20 protein-coding genes are annotated in these 22,307 nt (G+C 52.2%); 6 read left to right on the forward strand and 14 right to left on the reverse strand.

What is annotated here, in order from left to right; translation table 11 throughout:
- The first annotated feature begins 13 nt into the window (after positions 1–13).
- Positions 14–436, forward strand: a complete 423-nt coding sequence (locus tag ACSSVF_RS12000; protein ID WP_442586313.1) for a hypothetical protein — start codon at positions 14–16, stop codon at positions 434–436.
- A gap of 20 nt (positions 437–456) precedes the next feature.
- Here the strand turns inward: ACSSVF_RS12000 and ACSSVF_RS12005 are convergent, their stop codons facing one another.
- Positions 457–795, reverse strand: coding sequence for a hypothetical protein (locus ACSSVF_RS12005; protein ID WP_492403699.1), 339 nt, complete (start codon positions 793–795; stop codon positions 457–459).
- A 503-nt stretch (positions 796–1,298) separates the two neighbouring features.
- Here ACSSVF_RS12005 and ACSSVF_RS12010 point away from each other — a divergent pair.
- Positions 1,299–1,973, forward strand: a complete 675-nt coding sequence (locus ACSSVF_RS12010; RefSeq protein WP_492403700.1) for a hypothetical protein — start codon at positions 1,299–1,301, stop codon at positions 1,971–1,973.
- A 60-nt stretch (positions 1,974–2,033) separates the two neighbouring features.
- On the opposite strand, the gene ACSSVF_RS12015 is transcribed toward ACSSVF_RS12010, so the two are convergent.
- Complete coding sequence (locus ACSSVF_RS12015) at positions 2,034–2,753, reverse strand: siderophore-interacting protein (RefSeq protein ID WP_492403701.1); 720 nt, start codon at positions 2,751–2,753, stop codon at positions 2,034–2,036.
- Between the two features lie 41 nt (positions 2,754–2,794).
- Between ACSSVF_RS12015 and ACSSVF_RS12020 the strand changes: the two genes are divergently transcribed.
- The 4 genes from ACSSVF_RS12020 to ACSSVF_RS12035 all read left to right on the forward strand — a co-directional run bounded on the left by ACSSVF_RS12020 (position 2,795) and on the right by ACSSVF_RS12035 (position 6,335).
- A complete protein-coding gene (locus ACSSVF_RS12020) occupies positions 2,795–3,262 on the forward strand; it encodes a MarR family winged helix-turn-helix transcriptional regulator (protein WP_492403702.1) in 468 nt (155 codons plus the stop codon).
- Between the two features lie 269 nt (positions 3,263–3,531).
- Positions 3,532–5,289, forward strand: coding sequence for an ABC transporter ATP-binding protein (locus ACSSVF_RS12025; protein ID WP_492403703.1), 1,758 nt, complete (start codon positions 3,532–3,534; stop codon positions 5,287–5,289).
- Between the two features lie 38 nt (positions 5,290–5,327).
- Positions 5,328–5,834, forward strand: coding sequence for a DUF1993 domain-containing protein (locus tag ACSSVF_RS12030; RefSeq protein WP_492403704.1), 507 nt, complete (start codon positions 5,328–5,330; stop codon positions 5,832–5,834).
- An 84-nt stretch (positions 5,835–5,918) separates the two neighbouring features.
- On the forward strand, positions 5,919–6,335 hold the full coding sequence (locus ACSSVF_RS12035) for a DoxX family protein (protein ID WP_492403706.1): 417 nt from the start codon (positions 5,919–5,921) through the stop codon (positions 6,333–6,335).
- A gap of 54 nt (positions 6,336–6,389) precedes the next feature.
- Here the strand turns inward: ACSSVF_RS12035 and ACSSVF_RS12040 are convergent, their stop codons facing one another.
- The 12 genes from ACSSVF_RS12040 to ACSSVF_RS12095 form a co-directional block, all read right to left on the reverse strand.
- Positions 6,390–7,283 carry a dienelactone hydrolase family protein gene (locus ACSSVF_RS12040; protein WP_492403707.1) on the reverse strand — a complete coding sequence of 298 codons (894 nt, stop codon included), beginning with the start codon at positions 7,281–7,283 and terminating at the stop codon, positions 6,390–6,392.
- The gene (locus ACSSVF_RS12045) at positions 7,273–7,809 is read right to left on the reverse strand and encodes a GNAT family N-acetyltransferase (RefSeq protein ID WP_492403708.1); all 537 of its coding nucleotides are present in this window, start codon (positions 7,807–7,809) and stop codon (positions 7,273–7,275) included. The genes ACSSVF_RS12040 and ACSSVF_RS12045 overlap by 11 nt, the downstream gene beginning before the upstream one ends.
- Before the next feature lie 24 nt (positions 7,810–7,833).
- Positions 7,834–8,352, reverse strand: a complete 519-nt coding sequence (pyrE, locus tag ACSSVF_RS12050) for an orotate phosphoribosyltransferase (protein ID WP_492403709.1) — start codon at positions 8,350–8,352, stop codon at positions 7,834–7,836.
- An 89-nt stretch (positions 8,353–8,441) separates the two neighbouring features.
- Positions 8,442–9,602 (reverse strand): LLM class flavin-dependent oxidoreductase, encoded by a 1,161-nt coding sequence (locus ACSSVF_RS12055; RefSeq protein WP_442586302.1) that lies wholly within the window; start codon positions 9,600–9,602, stop codon positions 8,442–8,444.
- 19 nt (positions 9,603–9,621) lie between these two features.
- The gene (locus tag ACSSVF_RS12060) at positions 9,622–10,686 is read right to left on the reverse strand and encodes an LLM class flavin-dependent oxidoreductase (RefSeq protein ID WP_492403711.1); all 1,065 of its coding nucleotides are present in this window, start codon (positions 10,684–10,686) and stop codon (positions 9,622–9,624) included.
- Positions 10,687–10,942: 256 nt separating this feature from the next.
- Positions 10,943–11,752, reverse strand: a complete 810-nt coding sequence (locus ACSSVF_RS12065) for a class I SAM-dependent methyltransferase (RefSeq protein WP_492403713.1) — start codon at positions 11,750–11,752, stop codon at positions 10,943–10,945.
- Complete coding sequence (gene pyrF, locus ACSSVF_RS12070; protein ID WP_492403715.1) at positions 11,736–12,584, reverse strand: orotidine-5'-phosphate decarboxylase; 849 nt, start codon at positions 12,582–12,584, stop codon at positions 11,736–11,738. The genes ACSSVF_RS12065 and pyrF overlap by 17 nt, the downstream gene beginning before the upstream one ends.
- A 127-nt stretch (positions 12,585–12,711) precedes the next feature.
- Positions 12,712–13,314 (reverse strand): nitroreductase family protein, encoded by a 603-nt coding sequence (locus ACSSVF_RS12075; RefSeq protein ID WP_492403717.1) that lies wholly within the window; start codon positions 13,312–13,314, stop codon positions 12,712–12,714.
- A gap of 16 nt (positions 13,315–13,330) precedes the next feature.
- On the reverse strand, positions 13,331–14,794 hold the full coding sequence (locus ACSSVF_RS12080; protein WP_492403719.1) for an efflux transporter outer membrane subunit: 1,464 nt from the start codon (positions 14,792–14,794) through the stop codon (positions 13,331–13,333).
- Between the two features lies 1 nt (position 14,795).
- Entirely contained in the window at positions 14,796–17,900 is a 3,105-nt protein-coding gene (locus ACSSVF_RS12085; protein ID WP_492403720.1) for an efflux RND transporter permease subunit, read from the reverse strand.
- A complete protein-coding gene (locus ACSSVF_RS12090; protein WP_492403721.1) occupies positions 17,897–21,010 on the reverse strand; it encodes an efflux RND transporter permease subunit in 3,114 nt (1,037 codons plus the stop codon). Before ACSSVF_RS12090 ends, ACSSVF_RS12085 begins: the two co-directional genes overlap by 4 nt.
- A 13-nt stretch (positions 21,011–21,023) precedes the next feature.
- Positions 21,024–22,298, reverse strand: coding sequence for an efflux RND transporter periplasmic adaptor subunit (locus tag ACSSVF_RS12095; RefSeq protein ID WP_492403722.1), 1,275 nt, complete (start codon positions 22,296–22,298; stop codon positions 21,024–21,026).
- Positions 22,299–22,307: the final 9 nt, after the last annotated feature.

Here is a 22,307-nt window from a genome sequence, read left to right on the forward strand (position 1 = left end):
CAGTTGCCTGTTAATGGCAGAAAGCCTGGTCGCGGGCGAAGTCAGCAAAACACCGCATGTCGCCTTTTCAAGCAAATTCCGTAGTGTCGATTACTTTTTTACTGACCGCGCTGAAACCGCAGCCATCGCCGATGGCGCCACTTATGACGTCGCTATCCGTGAAGTGGGTTGGGACCTGATTTCAGCCGTAGGCCGCGCCTGTAGCTCGGTCAAAAATATCCAGGCTATTTTTATTGACCGCATCAACTTCAAGGAACGTCATTCATTTGTAGTGCTGGGGGTATTGGCAGATCTTGAGTTTCTGGCATTTAATATTGATAGTGCCTTGCCTAACACCACCCTGAAAGAACTCATCAGCGCTTTCGAGCGTGAACATATTTCCGTCATCCGCCTGGCTGAAGCCAGCAGCGTCGAGCTGTTGATCGCAAACAAATAACTACACTTTTTGAACCCAGCCTAGATCGCATAGATATTAATCAGGCTGCGCTCTTGCGTATGTTCGCAGGTCTGGAAATGGATAAAGTAAGTTTGCCCAACCCTGATAAATTTAGTCGCATCTACCAGATCATCCAGCGTCAATATCGGGTTATCCCCCATGTGCGTCGGAATAGTGACAGTGGCATTAGACAAACTGAAGGTGATGCTTTCGGTGGTAATGCCACTCTCGCTGCGCTGCACGCTTTTGATTTTTGTTTTGGCGATCTGCTGCTGGCAATCCGGCATCACCTCTTCGAGATTGATCAAGGCAATCACAGACGATTTATCGGCTGCTGTTTTGGCAGGCTTGCCAGGCATTTTCTCAACATGCGTGCTGATGACACGAGCACTATCACTGGCAGCGGTTGTTAATGTGGCTACACTTAAAAGAGATAGGCATAAAGCGAATCTCTTTAAACGATGATGCTGAAGACCCGAGGAAAATACCATGGTTAAACCTTTTTTATCATTATTGTGATGTGTTGCAATTGAGCGCCACAGAGCATTTTTACTACGCTTATTCTCAGCTTCAATTTCCCATCAAGAGTTTACAATAAACACTTTAAAATTGTATGTGTAGCAATAATTTCTTCTGCCTGGAAGCAAGCTCAAAAGCCCTGAAATGGTGCAAAGTGCTTGAGTCATGAAGACTTTTAAGGCATTGTGGGCGATTAAATGCAATTGGTATGATCCAAATACATTGGGACAAATGAATGAGCAGCACGTATCACTCCGGAAAAGCATGTATTGAGCGAAAAAATACATCGTTCAGCAGAGGAGGCAGCACCTCCTTGCAATCAGCTTTTTTTCAAACAGGCATCATGGAAATCGGCAAACTGAATATTGTATTGATCGGTTTGATTTTCGTGATACTGATCGCCCTGATTTCAAAGGAAGAAGCCTCACCGCTAGCGAACCAGGCTGTACGAGTACAAACGGTCACCACGCCAGAAATCGCGGTGCTTGACCCGCAAGACACCATGCCTGAGGCGACAGCACAGATCGACCCACCTAAATCTGAATTTAAAGCGCCTTCCAAACCGCATAAAAAACATGAAACAACGGCCCCGGTAGTCGAACATCACAAGCAAACAGAACTAGTGGCGGGAAACCCTTCTACCAATGCAGAGCCTGCCCCTGACAATAGCACCAGGCAGGACACTGACCGCCCGTTGCAAAAAGAACCTTCCAAGAATATCCTGGTGTTTAATATCTGGAGTCTGTCTGAACTGAGGTTACGCAGCACTTTTACAAAGTTGATCAATGATGGCTCGGCGCCACCGGCGATTGTAGATTCCAGAAAAAGGGAATACCTGAATTTTGTGAATAAACGCACACACAAATGCGGCGAACTGCACAACAAGTTTGCCAGCAATATCAATACGGTAGAAAAACTGAATTTTAAAGACAAAGATGTAGAAGTACTGGAATGCCATACCTCGGAAAACATCACCGAATTGAATAAGTTAAACGATTCCGCACCCTACGACTCTTGAGTCTTGGGCAATACGCTTGCGCTAGCGTTCAAGTTTAAACGCGACACCCCACTTGTAAGCCTAGATTTTCTCGTGAAAGTTGGCCGCGCCTTTTTTCCAGTAAGCGGCGGCTTTCATGTGCTCTTTCGCTTGCCCTTTCTGCAGCAGGATATCCCTGGCCTGCAATGCAAACACATGCTCGCCAGCTACCCAACTAAATCCTTCACCCGCTGGCAATTCCAGTGCTTCTATCAGTCCAATGGCCTGCTGATGCGTCTCTACCCAAGTGATTTCGTGATGGTTTGCGGTTTCAAAGCGGCGACGGTCACTTTCATCATCGACCTGGATAAAAGCAATGACGTGCGCTTCTTTCGGCAGTTCATCTATCCTGCGTGCCAGCGCCGGCAGGCTGGAGGAATCTGCGACCAATAAATGCCAATCAAAATCTTTCGGGATCACCATCGAACCTTTGGGCCCTGCAATCACGGCGGTATCGCCTGGTTGCGCATTTTTAGCCCAATCCGAAGCATCGCCATGGGCATGCAATGCAAACTCAATGGTTAATTCTTGTGTCGCCGTATTAAAGCTGCGCGGCGTGTAATCTCGCCTGACTGTTTCACCTGCCACGTTGGTGAAAATGAATTTGATATGGTCATCAAACGACAGGCTATTGAACTGGGCAAGTAAAGGCCCGGTAAACACAATGGTTATAAACCCCTCACTGGTTTTTTCTACGTGCGACACCACTACCGGCCTTTGTTGCAGCTCAAACCTGACTCTTTCAAAGTTGCGTTCTTTCATGACAGTTTCCATAGCGTGTTATTTAGTTGATAATATCAACTATGATGAATAAAAAAGTAGACAAAGTCAACCATAATCCGGATGATAAGCACCAGGTGTTTGAAACCATCCATCGCCTGATGCATCACTTCCGTGCGCGCCAATACCGGTTTATCCAGGAAAGCGGCGTGGACCTGACGCATATGCAACATAAGGTGCTGGGATTTTTTGCCCGTCGTCCTGCAGCGACACTCAGCGATATGGTGTCGTATACAGGCAAAGACAAAGCGCAAATCGCCAGATTGATTACAGAAGTACGTAGTAAAGGATTGCTGGATGCCACACCGGATGCGTCTGATAAAAGAATATCCAGACTAAGCCTGACGCCTGAAGGCAACAAGGTGTTTGAGAGCCTTAAAACTTCAGAAAAGGAATTGTCTGAATTGGCTGTACAAGGATTATCTGAAGAAGAATACAAAACGTTGCTGATTCTGCTGGCAAAAATCAAAAGCAATATCGCAACCAATTAAAACTGGCCGCCCTCTTCAGCTACTTTGTCTTTCGCCGCTTTAAAAGCCATCCGTCCTGCGCTTCAGCAACAAGAAATACTTTCTCACCAACTGCTGAAAAATCAACACCTGGCAAACAGCTAATGTATTTGCATCAACATTTAGTCCCCGCCGTAAAGCTTGGCCACATTGATTTCATTCAGGAAAAACATGGCACGAAGTTTGATAAAGCTAACGGTTGGATTAGGGACAACCCTTTTCATTGAAGTAGTTTGAAAGAGAAATCATTTATGAAAAACGTATGGCGTGCCATTCAGTTTATTCCCGAATATAAAGGGAAAGTCGTTGGTGTCATTCTGGTGGGCACCGCGCTTGGATTTATCAATACCGCCACACCTTATATCTACAAATTTATCGTGGATGTCATTTCACGTATGTTTTCCGGGGCAATCACTCAGGCAGAAGCCACCTGGAGCGTGACTGTTTTACTCGGCGTGTTTTTCGCCTTGCGTCTGGGCGTCGTTATTTTTGGTGCGATTCAAAACAAACAGGCGGATGACCTGTGGCTGGACACCGTCAGCACCTTCCGCCAGCGCGTATTCGACAATATGACGCAAAAATCTATCGACTATTTCGAGAAGACCCGTGTCGGCGAAATCATGGACCGCTTTGGCACGATTACCAGCATTACCATGTGGCTATCGTCGCTCACTGAAGGCACGCTGTCAGGCCTTCTGCAAATGCTGTTTATCCTGACCGTTTTAGTGATTAAAGCACCGGTGATTGGCCTGATCATGACCGTGGTGCTGGGCATCAACTTCTGGATTTCATACCGGACAGTAGGCTGGACGCATAAACACCGCCGCGGCTGGCAAGCATTAGCGGGCCGGATGACAGGTTTACTGGCAGAAATGGTCGGCAATATCGCCACAGTCAGGAGCTTTGGCGGTGAGCCAGCAGTGAAACAACGCTATGACAACACACAAGCAGAGTGGCGCATCGTGCGCGACAACCTGCATAAAACGCAGTGGAAGTCTGAACAGGGCTTGAATGTCGTCAATACTTTTGGCGTATTTGCCGCCGTGGCACTGACAGTGAATGGCGCCCTGAAAGGCGCTTATACCACTGGTGACATTTTATTGGTATTAACCCTGAGCCAGAACCTGATCAGCACCATCGCCCCTATCTCACGCCAGGTAAACCAGGCCAGTGAAATCGAGAGCAGCGCCGAACGTTTGATAGAACTGCTGGATGTCGAGGCTGAACATCACGACAAACCTGATGCTATCGTCCTCAAGCAGCTGGAAACCATCACTTTCGAGAATGTCACCTTCCGTTACCCGGGCAAAGAGATCAGCGCCCTGCAGCAGGTGTCATTCCACATATCGGCCGGACAAACGCTAGCGTTGGTCGGCACCAGTGGCAGTGGCAAAACCACCATAGTCAAACTGCTGATGCGTTTTTACGACCCAACAGAAGGCCGCATACTGATCAACGGCATTGATTTGCGGGATTACCAGCAGCGCAGCATACGCGCTGTGATGGGCGTTGTGCTGCAAGATGTCGCCTTATTCAACGACAGCATAGGTGAAAACATCGCCTTTGCCCGCCCTAGCGCTACGACAGATGAAGTGATTGCCGCGGCCAAAGCGGCGCATGCTGATGAGTTTATCCTGCACCTGGACCACCAATACGAAACCCTGGTCGGTGAGCGTGGCATCAAGCTTTCAGGCGGCGAAAAGCAACGCGTCGCCATTGCCCGCGCCATCCTCAAAGACCCGCAACTGATCATCCTCGATGAAGCCACCAGCGCGCTGGATTCCGAATCTGAACACTTGGTCCAGCAAGGGCTGGAACAACTGGTTTCAGGCCGCAGCTCAGTGATTATTGCGCACAGACTCAGCACCGTGATGAACGCAGACATCATCCTGGTGCTGCAATATGGCCACGTGATCGAGAGAGGCGCGCATGCTGAGTTGCTCGCTGCCCAAGGCCTGTATGCCCGATTATTTTCCCTGCAATCCAAAAGCCATCTGGCAGTCGCCTAGGCCTTACTTCAACTTTAACTACGAATGGTGATCTCAATATGAGTATTTCTCTTTATCAAGTATCTGTCCCGGTATTTATCAAATTTCTCGGCAATCTATCCCTGATCCTGGATAAAGCTACTACCTTTGCCGCCGAGAAAAAAATAGAACAAAGCGTGTTACTCGAAACTCGCCTCTACCCGAACATGTTTACCTTTGGCCGTCAGTTACAACGCGTGGCTGACCACGCCACCAGCTATTCCGCCAGGTTGGCCGGACTTCCGCCGCCTGTATTTGACCTGCCATTAGCCAGCATTGCCGACTACCAAGCGTTGATCAAAGCCTCGATCGAGTTTTTGTCAGGCCTGGAAGCCAGCCAGATTGATGACCAGGAGCTCCGTGAAATCTCCATTCCACGTGGTACCGAGGTCAGAGTCGTGCAAGGCCAGACTCATCTGCTCAACAACATCTTGCCTAACTTCTATTTCCACCTGACCACGGCTTATGCGGTGTTGCGGAATATTGGAGTGGATGTGGGCAAACAGGACTTCTTGGGCAGATCTTAATCTGCAATTCCTCAGGCAAGCGCGCACTAAGGCACGCTTGCCCTGTCAGACATTCATATTGCGACTTGTGCTCAAGGGCCCGGTATGAAAACAGACAAAGCAGCTGATGATAAGCATGGACTGGCAAGAGCCATAGTACTTGCTGTTGTTTTTATATGGTTTTTCATTGGCGGCATTGCCCATTTTGTATTCACTGAGCTTGAGATGAAAATCGTGCCGCCCTGGCTGCCTGAGCATCGGCTGCTAGTGCTCATGAGCGGAGTATTCGAGTTAATAGGTGCAGTAGGGATTTTATTTACCCGCACGCGCCGTATTGCTGGCTGGGGGCTGATTGTTTTAACCATTGCTGTCACGCCTGCCAATATCTACATGTGGCAAAACCCCGGCCAGTTTCCCGAGGTGCCTTACTGGGCGCTCACCCTGCGCTTGCCATTGCAGTTAGTACTATTAACCTGCATCTGGTGGTCAACACGCGCTCCTGAAAACAGGGTGAGTGCCTAAAACGCCCCTATCAAAATACGTCTTTAAAAATTGGTAGGCCGACGGATTACTTTCTTATCTTAAATGCGCATTAAAAAAGGCAATGCTGCGTTGCCAGGCCAGTGTTGCAGCAGCTTCATCGAATCTTGGTGTCGTATCATTATTAAACCCGTGCTGTGTGCCTGGATAGATATGCGCTTCATAGGGAATATTGGCAGCCTTTAGCGCCTGCTCATAAGGTGGCCAGCTGGCATTTACCCTTTCGTCATTTTCGGCAAAATGGATTAACAGAGGCGACTTGATATTTGGCACTAATTCCAGCGGCGGTGCGCTGCCGTAAAATGGTACAGCGGCGGCCAGATTAAGCAAGCGCGTCGCCAAAAGATTAGAGATTCCGCCACCATAGCAGAAACCAATCACACCGACTTTACCATTGCTTTCAGGCAGCTGTTTCAACCAGTGGAAAGCAGCCACAAAATCTTCATGGGCTTTGGGTTGTTCCAGTTGCTTAAATAATTCACGCGCTGCGTCTTCATCACCAGGGTAACCACCGAGTGGAAACAAGGCATCGGGCGCAAATACAATAAAGTTTTCCAGCGCAATCCGGCGCGCGATATCTTCAATATGCGGGTTCAGGCCACGGTTTTCGTGAATTACCAACACCACGGGCAGTGTACCTTTTACCTCGGCCGGCTTGACCAGGTAGCCTTTGGCTTTGCCATAACCTTTGGGCGAATCAATCTCTACATAATGGGATTGCAGGCGTACGTCCTGGCTACCGACCTTCTGTGCATGTGCAAATTTCGGGTTCAATGCTTCCAGCAAGCCCACGGCGGTAAATGCACCCGCAAACCGCGTGGCTTTTGAGATGAATTCACGCCTGTCGATATCGCCGTGCACCAGCTTGTCGAACAAGCGCAGCACTTCAGGATGGAAGTCGTTTGCGGTGTATTTGAGGCTATTCGTCATTTAAGTGCTCCTTGATATCAAATCCATTATTTTCGGTATAAAGCAATGCCATAGAAATCAAGTTTTCAAACTGACCATTTCTTTTTTCGGCATTCACATGCAAGCCTTCTTTTACAAATCCAAAGCGCTCATACAGCCTGATGGCACGATAGTTGTGCTCCCTGACTGTAAGCTGGACTCTGGATAAACCTTTGTTCTTTGCCGCATCGAGTGCCGTCTGTATTAAACGCTTTCCCAGGCCCTGATTTCGGTGTGTTTCTATGATGCCTATCCCGAGTACGCCAACGTGCGCATAAATCGACCGATCCAAAGGGGTAATATCACACCAGCCAACCACTGTTTGCTTCTCGAGCAATACATAATGCGGCCAATGCCCGTTGATATTCCTTAGTACAAAGTCGCGTGTCATTTCAGCAGTAGGCGGCTCATTGAATGAGAGGTATTGTTGCTCCCTCACTACGCTGGAAACAGCCGCCGCAAAGCCTTCCAGGTGCTCTTCACTGATCGGTGAAATCAAATAGCGCATTGCATTAACATTGCCGATGATTGCTTATACATCTGCGGCTTCTATCTCAGACATGGTTAACAGTGTTCTCAATGTCACACCAGCCGCTTGCAGTGCAGCCGACCCGCCTGTCTCGCGATCAATCACGCATATGGCGTATTCCACCAACAATCCATCCGCATTCAGCAGTTTGATTGCATCCAAAATAGCGCCGCCACTGGAGACCACATCTTCTATCAAGACAAATCGCTTACCTTTTAATTCTGTGCCTTCTGCATAGCGGCATGTGCCGTACGCCTTGGCTTCTTTTCTGATGAATGCAGTGGGGAGCCCGGTCAACTGACTGAGTACGGTGACGATCGGAATTCCGCCTAACTCTAACCCTGCCAGCACTTCTGTATCAGCTGGAATCAGTGGCACTAGCGCTTGCGCGATGTCTTTCAGCAGCGTGGGATCGGCTTCGAACCTATATTTATCAAAATAGGTCTGGCTGCGTTTGCCTGACCTTAATAAAAAATCGCCGGATAATTGCGAGGTTTGTTTAATACGGCTTGTCAGACTCATTGCGTTTCCAGATGGTCAATAAAAAGCCCTCATGAAGCATAGGTTTCATGAGGGCTGGTATAGAACACTTAACTACAAAACACTTTAACTTAGGCAACCGCGCGTAAATTACCCGCACCCGCTTTGCCGCGTACCAGTGGCAAGACTTCTTCACCCACGCGGTAAGCTTCTTCCAGATGTGGCGTACTGGCCAGAATGAAGGCATCCGTGCCCAGTTGCACCAGTTCATCCAACCTTGCGGCCACGTTTTCGTAGCTGCCGACGATACCCAGGGTTTGGCCGCCACGTAGCAAGCTGAATCCAGTCCAGATATTTGGGGCGAGGATAAAGTCTTTGTAGCTGTTGATGGTCTGTGGCCGCAAACCACGTTGACGGCTTGCACCGACGGAATCACCGGCATTTTGCGCTTTGTAACGCTCCAGCACTTCCCTTGGGAGGTTATCAAAGCCACGGCTGACTTCACGCCATGCTTCTTCTTCCGTCGGTCTAGCCACGATGTCTACGCGTATAGAGCACTTGATCTTGCGGCCAAGATGGTCAGTACGCTCTTTTACACGGGCAAACTTGTCTTTGATCTGCTCGAACGGTTCCAGCCATGTCAGGTAGTAATCTGCATGTTTGGAAGCCGAAGCCAGCGCCGCGTCAGAAGAACCTGAGAAATAGATCTCTGGATATTCTTCTTTAGACAGCGGATCTGGCAAGCCGGCATCTTCTACCTGGTAAAACTGGCCGTTGTAAGAGAACGGGCCACCTGCCCAGATGCCTTTTAATACATCCAGGAATTCAGTGGTGCGGCCATAGCGGTCGTCATGTTTTACAGGATCTCCCCACCACAATTGTGACGGGCCACCGCCACCGGTGATTACATTGTATAAAGCGCGGCCGCCGGTTGCACGTTGTAGGCTGGCGGTCATGCGTGCTGCGGTGACCGGGTTAAGGAAACCGGGCTGAAACGGAATCATGAAGCGGAAGTTCTTGGTCTCGCGCGCCAGGAAGGCTGAAATTACCCATGGCTCATCGGTATTAGGGAAGGAAGGAATCAACCCGCCCTGAAAACCGGAGATTTCTGCGGCACGCGCGATTTCTGCCAGGTAATCGATATAGGTGAAGCCATCATCGCCACCGCCGCTCAAACCGCTCAGGGTCTGGTTATCATTGCCGGGGAACCAGTCGCCACGGAAAGGTGAACGGGCCCGGTGTGATGTGGGCTCGCCGTGGGTTGGAATTCTCCAGAAAACATCTATTGTCATTTTTATCTCCTCATTAATCCTAGGCAGCCTGCTTTTGTGCCGGATTGGTTAACTGGCGCACCAATGGCAAGACATAGCTGCCCACGCGGTAGGCTTCTTCAAAGTGCGGCACGGCGGCTAATACAAACTGCGTCACACCCAGGTTGGCATAAGCCGCCAGCGCGGCTGCGACTTCATCGTAGCTGCCGATTAAGGAAGCCTTGGCGCCGGTGAAGCTTTCGGCAAACCCTGGCCATAGCACAGCAGCAGCATCATCTTTAGGGGCGGCTGCATCGGTTTGAACGAGGAAGCGCTTGGCATCTTCCAGGGCTTCTTCACGTGTTTCGCGCGCCAGCACATCAATGCGTAATGCGAACTCAGGGTTTCCTTGGGTTGCTTTCTGGTATTGCGCGATCTGTTGCGCGATCACCTGGTGATCGGCGGCTTCCAGCACGTGTACATCCGCGTGTTTGGCCGAAAGTGCGACTTGCTCAGGCGAGGTGCCACTCAGGTAAACGCGTGGCACTTCACGGTTAGATAATGGGCCTTGAAAGCCGCCATCCTGCACCTCAAAAAAGCGGCCAACAAAGTTGAACGGGTAAGTCGTCAACACACCCTTGGCGACGGTGATGAACTCATCGATGCGCGCCAGGATATCTTCTTTAGGCACAAAGTCACCCAGCTGTTTGCGCGTATGCTCATCGCTGGTTCCTTCGGTAATGTGCCAGGCAAAGCGGCCACCGGTGTAGCGTTGAAAGCTCACTGCATTTTTTGCTGCGTATACCGCTGAACCCCTGGAGGCATCAAATTGGGTCAACAGGCGCAGACGCTGTGTGCTTCTTGCAATATAACCCGCCACTATCCAGGGCTCTTCACCATCCGGATTGTCCGGAATAAACACACCGGTAAAGCCGGAGATATCCGCTGCCTTGGTGACCTGGTGGATATAGTCATAATAGTTGAATGCGTTCTGGCGCGGGTCAGTCACGCCACTTCCAAATACCGGGTAATGCGGGTCAGAAGCCTCTCCGCGGCGTTGTTTAGTGGCATCGCCATAGCGTGCATCGCCAGAGGTAGGAAGCTGCCAATAAAATTGATTAGCCATTGTTTTCTCCTTCATGATGTCAGCACAAGTCTGTGCTTTTCAATTACGGGCTAAAGCATTATTTGCATTTTTCGTGCCAATATCAGCCCATACTAATCACTTGAGAAAGTAAAAATAACCTAATGAATTTAAAGGTCTTTTTAAAAATTTAATTTGCGGAATAATCAATGCGACGCACAAGCTGTTGCCTGAGCAACAACGACACCATCAAAGGTGTTGGTGAAGCAACTTTAGGGTTGCTGATAATCACGGGGGGTTAAACTGACTTACGCGCCACCAGATAGGCATAATCGCCCTGCCCGATGCGGTAGCTGTCCGCCACCTGGGAGAAGGCGCCTGATTCAATATCGCACTGCAAGCGCTGCAAGCCTGCAGCAAGCTCTGTGTCAGGACACAGTGACGCGAAAGAAGACATATTGGCGCGCACTGCAGGGTCGAGATATAGCGCAGGCCGTGCTTTGCCGGCATACAGAAACAGGTCCTCCAAAGCGTTGGTTACACAAAAAGGCACAATGCGTTCTATCTCGAACCCGGCAGACTGTAATGCAGCCGTCACCGCGGCCTCTGTCGGCATCTGCTCTATGGCTCGTTTCATCATTTGCGGAAAGTAATGGCAAAGCCAGTAGCCACGCATCTGCTTGGGAAAAGCCGTAAACAGCACAAAGCGGCCCTGCTGCATGACGCGATAGACTTCGCGGAAGGATTGTTGCAAATCTGCAAAGTGATGTATCGCCAGCGTGCATACGACGCCATCAAAAACACCATTCGCGTATGGCAACGCATTCGCCTTGCCTAATTGCCATTGGGTACGAGGATGACGTGATTGCGCTTGCCATGATCGCTGTGCCCTGGCCTGCCGTATCATGGTTTCGGAGATATCAACGCCGTGCCATGTGCCTGCCAGCGCCGCCAATGCCTGGGTGTAGCTGCCGCTGCCGCACGCCAGGTCCAGGTAATTGCCTTGCGCTTGCACAGCCAGCAATTCTGCCAGCGTGGCAGTGATGGCGGCATCCGCACAACGGGTCTGGCTATAGTTCAGCCCTATCGTGTCATACAGCGGCTGCATATGAATTTCTGTGACGATTGATAGCCAGCTTTAACGCCTCGGCCTGCACTCTCGCCGCTTCAGCAAAGTCCGCCTGTGCACTGGCATACAAGATACTTCTGGAAGCACTGATGACCAGCCCGGTGCCATCTGCGGTTTGGCCCGCCTGTACGATACTGCCGACATCGCCGCCTTGCGCCCCGGCGCCAGGGACTAAAAATGGCATATCACCCACAACCCCCCTTACCTTGGCGACCTGTTCAGGCCAGGTCGCGCCCATCACCAGCAGGCAGTTGTGATTAAAATTCCATTCTTTAGCAACCAGCTGCGCGATATATTCATATACTGGCTCGCCATTTGAACCTGCCTGCTGCAACATGACTTCCTGCAGTTGTGTAGCCCCTTCATTAGAGGTTTTGCACAAAACAATGACGCCTTTGTCCTGATAGTCCAGAAATGGCTTCACCGAATCAAACCCCATATACGGATTCACCGTAACGGCATCTACCTGATAACGGACAAACGCCTCTTTGGCATATTGTGCTGCCGTGCTACCGATATCACCGCGCTTGGCATCCAGGATGACCGGGATATGTGGATAACTTGATTTAATATAGGCGATCGTCCTCTCCAGTTGCTGCTCGGCGCCCAGCGCAGCAAAATAGGCGATTTGCGGCTTGTATGCGCACACAAGATCGTGCGTGGCATCAATGATCGCCTGGTTAAACCTGAATATATTGTCATCGCCTGACGCCAACGACTTTGGAAAGCGCTCGATATCCGGGTCTAAACCGATACAAAGCAGAGAATCGCTACTTTGCCAGGATGCTTGAAGCTGTTTAATAAAGCTCATTGATATGCTCCGTTACGGCCTTCAAGCTGTGCCAGACGCATGAAATATTTCGCCAGGGAAGGCATGATGGCAACCTTTGAATTTGCACGCATGGCGCTCCCCTCCGGCTTTTTACGCACTTTGTGAGTTACTCGTTAAAACTAAAAGTGCCTTCTGCCACAAACTGCTCTATCGCTTTTCTTGGCGTTGGTTGCTCACGCTCATGAAAGTCCTCTGGCAATACAGATTTATCGGCCTGTTTGCCTACGGCAATCAAGATCTCTACCTGGTAGCCTTCAGGCACGCCCAATGCTGCAGGAGCTGCCTCACGGTTGAAACCACCTATGGCACGTGTGCGCCAGCCGGATTGGTAAGCTTGAAAAGCGAGGCTGGCCCACGCAGCGCCTGCATCCAGGGAATGGTTTTTTAACGGGGATGGCGCTGTTTCGCCCTGGCGTACATGTGTTTTTTTGGAGACCAGTGCGATCAGCACGGCGGCGCGGTTGACCCAGCGCTGGTTATTTTCATTGAGCAATGCGAACAACCCATCCCAATGCTCTGAACCATTTTTGGCATAGATAAAGCGCCATGGCTGCGAGTTATTGGCAGAAGGCGCCCATCTGGCAGCTTCAAACAGGCTGCGCAAGGTGGTGTCATCTATCGCTTCGCCGGTATAGGCGCGGGGTGACCAGCGGTCTATGAAAATAGGTTCTATGGTGTGTTGTGCGTTTCTGCTTGTCGCTTGTGTCATGTCATTCTCCTGATGATTAATGAGGTGTTTGTGGGTTTGGGCCACTATTGATGTTAAGAGTACTGCTCCAGCCACCGCCTATGGCCCTGATCAGTGCAACGCTGGCTTGCAGTTGCCGGCCGTGGATGGCGATCAGGTTGCGCTGGTTATTGAGGGTATTGGTCTGCCAGGTGATGACGTTCAGGTAATCCAGCGTGCCGGCTTTATAGCGGTTGGTGGATTCCTGCAAAGCGTCACTGGAAGCCTTGATCGCATCCTGCTGAAACCCGGCTTGCTCAGAGAGCAGGCTGATGGCCGCCAGTTGATCTTCGACTTCCTGAAAGGCAGTCAGCACCGTTTGCCGGTATTGGGCAACGGTGGCATCGTAGCCAGCAATGGCGGCGTTGGTTTGCGCCTTGCGCAAGCCGCCATCAAACACATTGAGTGCAATCAGCGGCCCGATTGACCAGATGCGGCTGGGCGTGGAAATCAGGTTGCTGAAAGCATTACTTTGATAGCCTGCGCCGGCTGTCAAATTCAATGAGGGAAAGTACGCTGTTTTGGCAATGCCTATCTCGGCATTGGCTGAAGCAACGCGGCGTTCTGCCGCAGCGATATCCGGGCGCCTCTCGAGCAATGCGGCAGGCAGGCTGGCCGGTACCGAAGGTGGCGTCAGTTGCGCCTGCATATTAAACGGGTTGGCGATGATGCTAAGCTCGGCGGGGGCTTTACCTAGCAACAAGGCAATCGCATGCTCGCTTTGCGCACGTTGCAGCCGTGTTTCAGCAGCAACGACCAGCGTGTTTTTGTGTAAGGCATCGGCCTGGTTGACGTCTGTTTTAGTGGCAACGCCGGCACGATAGCGGTTGATGGTGACCTGCTTGGATCTATCCAGCGCTTTCAGGGTGTCATCCAGTAACACCAGTTGGGTATCCAGCACCCTTAGCTGAAAGTATTCTTGTACCAGGCTGGCAATCAGCGAGAGCTTGGTGACTTCAATATCGGCTTTAGTTGCCTGCAACGTAGCGTCACCAGATTCGATCTGTTTACGGATGCGGCCCCAGATATCCGGCTCCCAGGAAGCATTCAGGCTCAGGTTATACGTCTCAAGGATAGGGTCACTGCCTATGCGGATGGCGTTAGTACTGCGTTTGGCACGTGTGGCGGAACCGTTGGCAGTCACCGTTGGCCATAGAGCCGAGCGGTTGACAGATGAGGCCGCTGCCGCACGGCGGAAATTGGCTTCGGCCAATACCAGGTTCTGGTTGGCGGAGATGGCTTGCGTGACCAGGCCATTGAGTTGTGCATCCTGGTAGCTCTCCCACCAGGCAGTGCGTAGTTGTTCATCTGCGGGCTGGCCGCTTTTCCAGCCATTGACTGCATTGGCTTGTTTAAAGATTTCCGGAATGGCAACCGCAGGCTTTTCATACTCAGGCCACAGCGAGCATGCGCTAAGCAATAAAAAAGGGATCAACCCGATACGTTGTAATGGATGTTGCATATCAAGCCTGCTTTAAATGCGAATAGGGTTTAAGGTTAAAACGACGGATAAAGTAATGCCGCATGCGGTCCAGCGCCAGGTAGACGGTGGGCGTGGTATACAGCGTCAGCAACTGGCTGAACACCAGCCCGCCGACGACAGAAATGCCTAATGGCTGGCGGATTTCTGCACCATCGCCAGAACCCAGGGCAAGTGGCAAGGCACCCAGCATGGCGGCCAGTGTGGTCATTAAAATCGGGCGAAAGCGCAACAGGCAGGCTTGCAGGATAGATTCATAAGGTGAAAAACCGGATTCGCGCTCCAGCTGCAAGGCGCAGTCAATCATCATGATGGCGTTTTTCATGACAATGCCGGTCAGCAAAATGACGCCAATCAGTGCGATGATCGAGAACTCGGTATCGCACACCATCAACGCCAGCAATGCGCCTATGCCTGCAGAAGGCAAAGTAGAAAGTATGGTCAGCGGGTGGATAAAACTCTCATACAGGATGCCGAGCACGATATACACGGTGAGTAGCCCCGCCAGGATTAACCACGGCTGGCTATCCAGCGAGGCTTTGAACATTTTGGCTGCGCCAGAAAAAGTACCGTTCACGTTGTCAGGTGCGCCAATATGCTGGAAGGCCTGCTCAATGGCGGCGGTGGCTTGTTCCAGTGCAAAGCCTTCTGCCACATTGAAAGAAATAGTCGCAGCGACAAACTGGCCCTGGTGATTGACAGCCAAAGGGGCGCTTTTCAGGTGCCAGCGACTGATAGAGGATAATGGCACGCGGGTATTGTTAAGCCCTGCCAGGTAAATCTGATCCAGCGCCTGCGGCCCTTTGGTGAATTCCGGCGACAGGGTTAGCACTACGTAATACTGGTTCAGCGGCTCATAAATGGTCGAAATCAGGCGCTGGCTAAACGCATTATTCAACGTGGCATCCAGCTGCGCCGCAGTAATCCCCAATTGTGCAGCCGCCTGGCGGTCAACCTCCAGTTGCAGTTGTAAACCCTGGGTCTGGAAATCCGTGTTGACGTCCGTCAGCTCCGGCAGGCGGTTCATTGCCCCGCGCAATTTTGGGGTGATTTTTTCCAGCGTGGCAATGTCATCCGCCAATAAAGTGTACTGAAACTGGGCACCGCCCTGCCTTGCACCTATGCTGAGCTCCTGTTGCGACATCACCATCAGCGACACGCCAGGCACTTTCATTAATTTTGGCCGCAAACGCGCCACCACATCGGCGGCGGTCGCTTCGCGTTCATCGGCAGGCCGCAGGCTGGCAAACATGGTGCCGGTATTGGTCTGCCCGCCCCCGGCGCCGCCGGTATACTCATAATAGGTTTTGATATCCGGGTCTTGGCTGACGATACTCATCAGGCGGTCTATGCGTTTGCGGATTTCAGCGAAAGAAAGGCTTTGATCACCCTGGAAAGAGCCCTGCAAACGCCCGGTATCCTGCTGCGGGAAAAACCCTTTGGGAATAATGCGGTACAGATGCACATTCAACACAATCACGCCCAGCAGCAATATCAGCATCAGCCAGCCATGACGTAGCGTCCAGCCCAGCGTACGCCGATAAACCCTGAAAGGTAGATCAGCAAGGGCGGCAAACCAGCTTGGGGAGTCATTGCTGCCTTTTGGTGGATGCGGCTTGAGGAATTTCGCGCACAACATCGGCGTGGCAGTCAATGATACTGCCAGTGAGATCAGTACCGCGACTGACAAGGTAACGGCAAATTCACGGAACAAGCGGCCCAGAATGCCATCCATAAACAGCAATGGCACAAACACGGCCACCAGCGACAGACTCATAGCCAGCACAGTAAAGCCGACTTCTTGCATGCCCCTGATGGCTGCTTCTACCGGCGTTTCGCCTTTTTCCAGGTGCTGTATGGTGTTTTCCACGACCACGATCGCATCATCCACCACAAAACTGGCAGAAATAATCAGCGCCATTAAAGAAAGGTTGTTCAGGCTGTAACCCAGCAAGTAGATCACCGCCAGCGTACCAAGTAGCGACACCGGGATGGCAATGGTCGGGATCAGGGTCGCGCGGCCATTGCGCAGAAAGATAAACGTCACCAGGATCACCAGGCCAATCGAGATATACAGCGTATGCTGCACTTCGGTGATGGATTTCCTGACAGTGGTACTTCTATCAATGATCACATCCAGGTCGATCGCACTTGGAATCAGGGTTTTCAGTTTAGGTAACATGCCATGAATGGCATCCACCGTTTCTATCACATTGGCGCCGGGCTGGCTGAGCACGACCAGCATGACAGTGGCTTTACCATTGGCAGACCCTGCATTGCGGACTTCCTGTACAGAATCTTTCACCGTGGCCACGTCGGATAAACGGATAGGCGACTGCCCGCGATAAGCCACGATCAGCTGTTGGTAATCCACGGCGCGCTTGGCCTGGTCGTTGACTTCGATCTGCCAGGCGCGAGTGTCATTTTGAATCTGGCCTTTGGGCCGGTTCTGGTTAGAAGCGGCAATGGCGGTACGCAACTGTTCGAGGCTGACGCCATACTGGTTCAAGGCATTCGGGTTCACCTCCACCCGCACCGAACGCAAGGCGCTGCCATTGATACTGACCTGCCCTACCCCTTTGACCTGGGAGATTTTCTGGCCAAGGATAGAAAATGCATAGTCATATAACTGCTCTTTGGTATGTGTCGGCGAGGTCAGTGAAATTGCCAAAATCGGCGCTGCAGAGGCATTGATACGTCTATAGCTGGGGTTGGAGGGAATATTGCGTGGCAGCAAGGCACGCGCGGCATTGATCGCGGCCTGCACATCCCTGGCGGCGCCATCAATGTCGCGGTCCAGTTCAAACTGCAGATTGATACGCGTTGCGCCCTGGGTATTGGTAGAGGTCATTTCCTCTACACCGGCGATCCTGCCGAACGCGCGTTCCAGCGGCGTGGCGACAGTTGCAGCCATGGTTTCCGGGCTGGCGCCTGGTAAATTGGCGGAGACGTTAATGGTTGGGTAATCCACTTGCGGCAAGGCGGCACGTGGCAAGGCATTAAAGGCCAGCACACCGGGCAAGGCGATCGCCAGCGTCAATAATGATGTCGCTACTGGTCGCCGGATAAATACCGTCAGGAAACTCATGATTTTTCCAGTGGCGCGGCAGCGCCAAGCGCTGCTGGCGGATGACGTTTAAAACGGCGCGCCAGGCGATCAAAGCTCAGGTAGATCACAGGTGTGGTATACAGCGTCAATACCTGGCTGAACAACAAACCACCGACCATGACGATGCCTAGCGGCTGACGCAGTTCTGAGCCAGTACCCTGGCTGAACATCAGCGGCAATGCGCTCAGTAGTGCGGCAAAGGTAGTCATCAGGATAGGCCGGAAGCGCAACAATGCCGCCTGGTAAATCGCCTGTGGCGCCTGGCTGCCGTGCTGCCGTTCGGCATCGAGCGCAAAATCAATCATCATGATGGCGTTCTTCTGCACTATGCCTATCAGCAACACGATGCCGATAATGGCAATAATGGTCAGCGAATGGCCGCTGATAAACAGGGCCAGCAAAGCGCCGACGCTGGCAGAAGGCAATGTAGAAAGGATGGTGAGCGGATGCACATAACTCTCATACAGCACGCCCAGCACGATATACATGGTGATGATCGCCGCAATGACCAGCAGTAATTCATTATCCAGTGCCGCCCTGAAAGCCAGTGCCGCACCCTGGAATCCTAGTTGCACGGTGGATGGCAACCCCAATTTGGCGGTGGCAGATTCGATTGCATTGACCGCCTCACCCAGTGACACGCCACTGGCAAGGTTAAAGTAGACCACGGCCGCCGGGAACTGGTCTTGCCGATGCACTACGAGACTGCCTGAACCTTCACTCAGACGCGCAATGACTGACAGCGGGATGGATTCACCTGCGGCATTGGTCACATATAACTGTTCCAGTGCATGCACGCCGGTATCCTGGCTAGGATTGGCTTCCAGCACTACCCTGTACTGGTTGGTCTGGGTAAATATGGTAGAAATAAAACGCTGGCCATAGGCGCTGTACAACACGTCATCAATCGCCGCCATGCTGATACCGAGTCGGCTGGCTGCGTCTCTATCCACTTCGACATAGGCTTTCAGGCCCGCTGTCTTGTCGCTACTAGCAACATCGCTGAGTGCCGGTGATTTCTCCAGCGCATCGACCAGTTTAGGAATGCTTTGATGCAATACCTCAACATCCAGGCTGACGGCAGTCAACTGGTAGCTGGTGGGCCCGGTGCGGGTTTCCACGGTCAGATCCTGCACCGGCTGCATGCTGATACTAAAACCCTGATCGTCAGGCACATGCTGCTGTATACGCTCGATGATTTCCCGCACACGGGCTTTGCGTTGATCTATGGGCTTGAGCGCAATCAGCAATCGGCTTTCGTTCAGCGTTCTATTGACACCATCGACGCCTACCACCGAAGACACATTCGCCACATCCGGGTCCTGCAGAATACTTTCTACCATCGCATGGTGCTTTTCCGATACCTGCCGGAATGACCAGCTTTGCGGCGCTTCAATCACCGCCTGTATCAGCCCGTTATCCTGCGTTGGGAAAAACCCTTTCGGGATCCACCATACCAGCAGGAAAGTCAGTACTACTGTGATCAGCGTGACCGCCAACGCCAGTGGCTGGTGCGCCAACACCCAGCTTAGCGAACGGCCATAGTTGTTGGTGAGTGCGTTAAAACGTTGTTCTATCCATTGTTGCCAGCCCTTGCTGCGATGCGGATCCACCGGCTTTAACAAACGGGCGCTCAACATCGGCGTTAGCGTCAATGACACGATGCCTGAGATCAGGATCGCGATGGCCAAGGTACTGGCGAACTCCCTGAACAGCCGTCCGACGACATCCTGCATAAACAGCAACGGGATCAGCACCGCGATCAGGGAAAAAGTCAGCGAGATAATGGTAAAACCGATTTCACGCGAGCCATCCAGCGCCGCTTGCATGGGGCTGGCGCCCTCTTCGATATGCCGTGAAATATTTTCTATCATCACGATGGCGTCATCGACCACAAAGCCGGTCGCAATCGTCAGTGCCATCAAGGTCAGGTTATTGACGCTGAATCCGGCAAAGTACATCACGCTGAACGTACCCAGCAGTGACAAAGGCACCGCCAGACTGGGAATCAGCGTGCCGGACAGCGTGCGCAGGAACAGGAAAATCACCATGATCACCAGGCCTATCGCCAGCATCAGTTCAAACTGCACGTCGTGGATGGCACTACGGATGCTGGTAGTCCTATCCGAAATCACATCGATCTGGATATCCGAAGCGATGGTGGCTTTTAAATCCGGCAGCAACGACTGTACCCTGTCGACTACATCGATCACATTGGCGCCCGGCTGGCGCTGGATACTGAGCAGTATCACCGGCCGTTGATTGACCCAGGCACCCAAATAAGGGTTTTCGACATCATCAGTCACCTCAGCCACATCGCTTAAACGCACCGGCGTGCCATTACGGATAGCGATGATCTGCGTACGGTATTCACTGGCTTTTTTCAGCTGACTATTGGCATCGAGCGCAATCGACAGGAAAGTCCCATCGATATTGCCTTTGGCCTGATTGGAGTTAGAGGCTGCAATCGCCAGGCGTAAGGCTTCAAAGCTGATGCCATAAGCAGCGAGCGCTTGCGGATAGGCGCGTACACGCACCGCCGGGCGGTTGCCGCCACCGACGCTGACCAGCCCTACCCCGCTGACTTGCGAGATTTTTTGCACCAGCCGCGTTTCGACCAGATCCTGTAAATCGGGTAAAGATAAAGTCTCATCACTCACCGCGAGTGTCAGCACGGCAGCATCGGCCGGGTTGACCTTATTGAACACCGGCGGTGCGGGCAAATCTGTAGGCAGGTAGTTATCGGCGGCATTGATCGAGGCCTGCACATACTGTTCCGCCTCATCCAGGCTTAAATGCAGCGCGAACTGCAAAGTGATCACAGAAGCTCCGGCCGAGCTGGAAGAAAACATCTGACTGAGCCCGGTCATGGAACCGAATTGGCGCTCCAGTGGTGCCGTGACCGCCGTCGCCATCACATCCGGGCTGGCACCAGGGTACATGGTGACGACCTGTATAGTCGGGTAATCGACTTGCGGCAGCGCGGATTGTGGCAATAGCCGATACGCCATCAGGCCGGACAGCAGAATGGCGAGCATGAACAGCAGGGTCGCTACCGGACGCTCAATAAAGATTCGGGAGGGATTCATGATTTATCCCGGTTTACGAATGACGTACTCTGGATTCACCGCTTTTCGAGTGCTCTTGCTTGCCTTTGCCCTTGCCAGCGCCGGCGACGATCACTTTGGCACCATCGCGCAACTTGTCCAGGCCGCTAACCACCACGCGGTCGCCGGCATTCACACCTTTCAGCACCGCCACGCTATCGCCATCGGCCGGGCCGGTGGTGACAGGCTGCACATGCAGCTTGTCTTGTGCATCTACCAGGTAGACGAAATGTCCCTGGCTACCATGCTGGATAGCTACTTGCGGCAACACATTCACCTGTTGCAGGGTATTCAGCAATATTTTGATATTCACAAACTGGTTGGGGAACAAGGCGCTATCGGCATTCGCGAATTGCGCTTTCAGTTTGATGGTGCCAGTGGCGGGGTCAATCTGGTTGTCCAACGTCAGCAACTTGCCTTCCGCCAGCAAGCGGGTATTGCCTTTGTCCAGCGCTTGCACTTGCAGGCCATTCACTGCTCGTTGATCAATTAAACGACTGATCTCCTGCGCCATGTTTTCCGGCAAGGTAAACGTCACCGCGATCGGCGATATCTGGTTGATCACCGCCACCGTGTCTGCGGTCGTGATATTGTTGCCCGCATCGATCTGCCTGAGGCCTATCCTGCCACTGACAGGCGCAACGATTTTGGTATACGCCACCTGCAACTGCGCATTTTCCACCGCGCCGCTGTCTGAGAGCACTGTGCCTTTATACTGCTGCACCAGCGACGCCTGCGCGTCCACCTGCTGGCCGGCGATAGAATCCTGTTTTAACAGCGTCTGGTAACGGTCGAGGTCAGCCACGGCGTTAGCCAGCAAGGCTTTGTCTTTGATGTGCTGCCCCTGGATTTGCGACAGCTGCGCTTCAAATGGCCTGGCATCTATCCTGGCCAGCACATCCCCGGCCCTGACCAATTGCCCTTCCCTAAAATTGATAGACGTCAGCTGGCCGTTGACGCGGCTTTTCACGGCCACGGTGGCAAATGACGTCACTGTGCCCAGCGCCTGGTGATAAACATGAATCGTGCCCGGCTTGACCTGCTCTACAGCCACGAATAAAGGCTTGCCGCCTTTTTTGCCTGGGCCTTTATCGCCAGAACTTTTATCTCCGGCGCCTTTTCCTCCCGGACCTTTATCCGGGCCAGCTTCTGCTTGTGCAGGAGCCCCTTGCTCCGGATTGTTATTGCGCAACTCGCTCCAGCCTTTGCCTATGCCGGCAAATAATACGACCCCTGCCAGCACGATGAATATTTTTTTCTGCAATCGCATCTGCATCAC

The sequence above is a fragment of the Methylophilus sp. E2MeOHC9 genome (assembly GCF_058744375.1).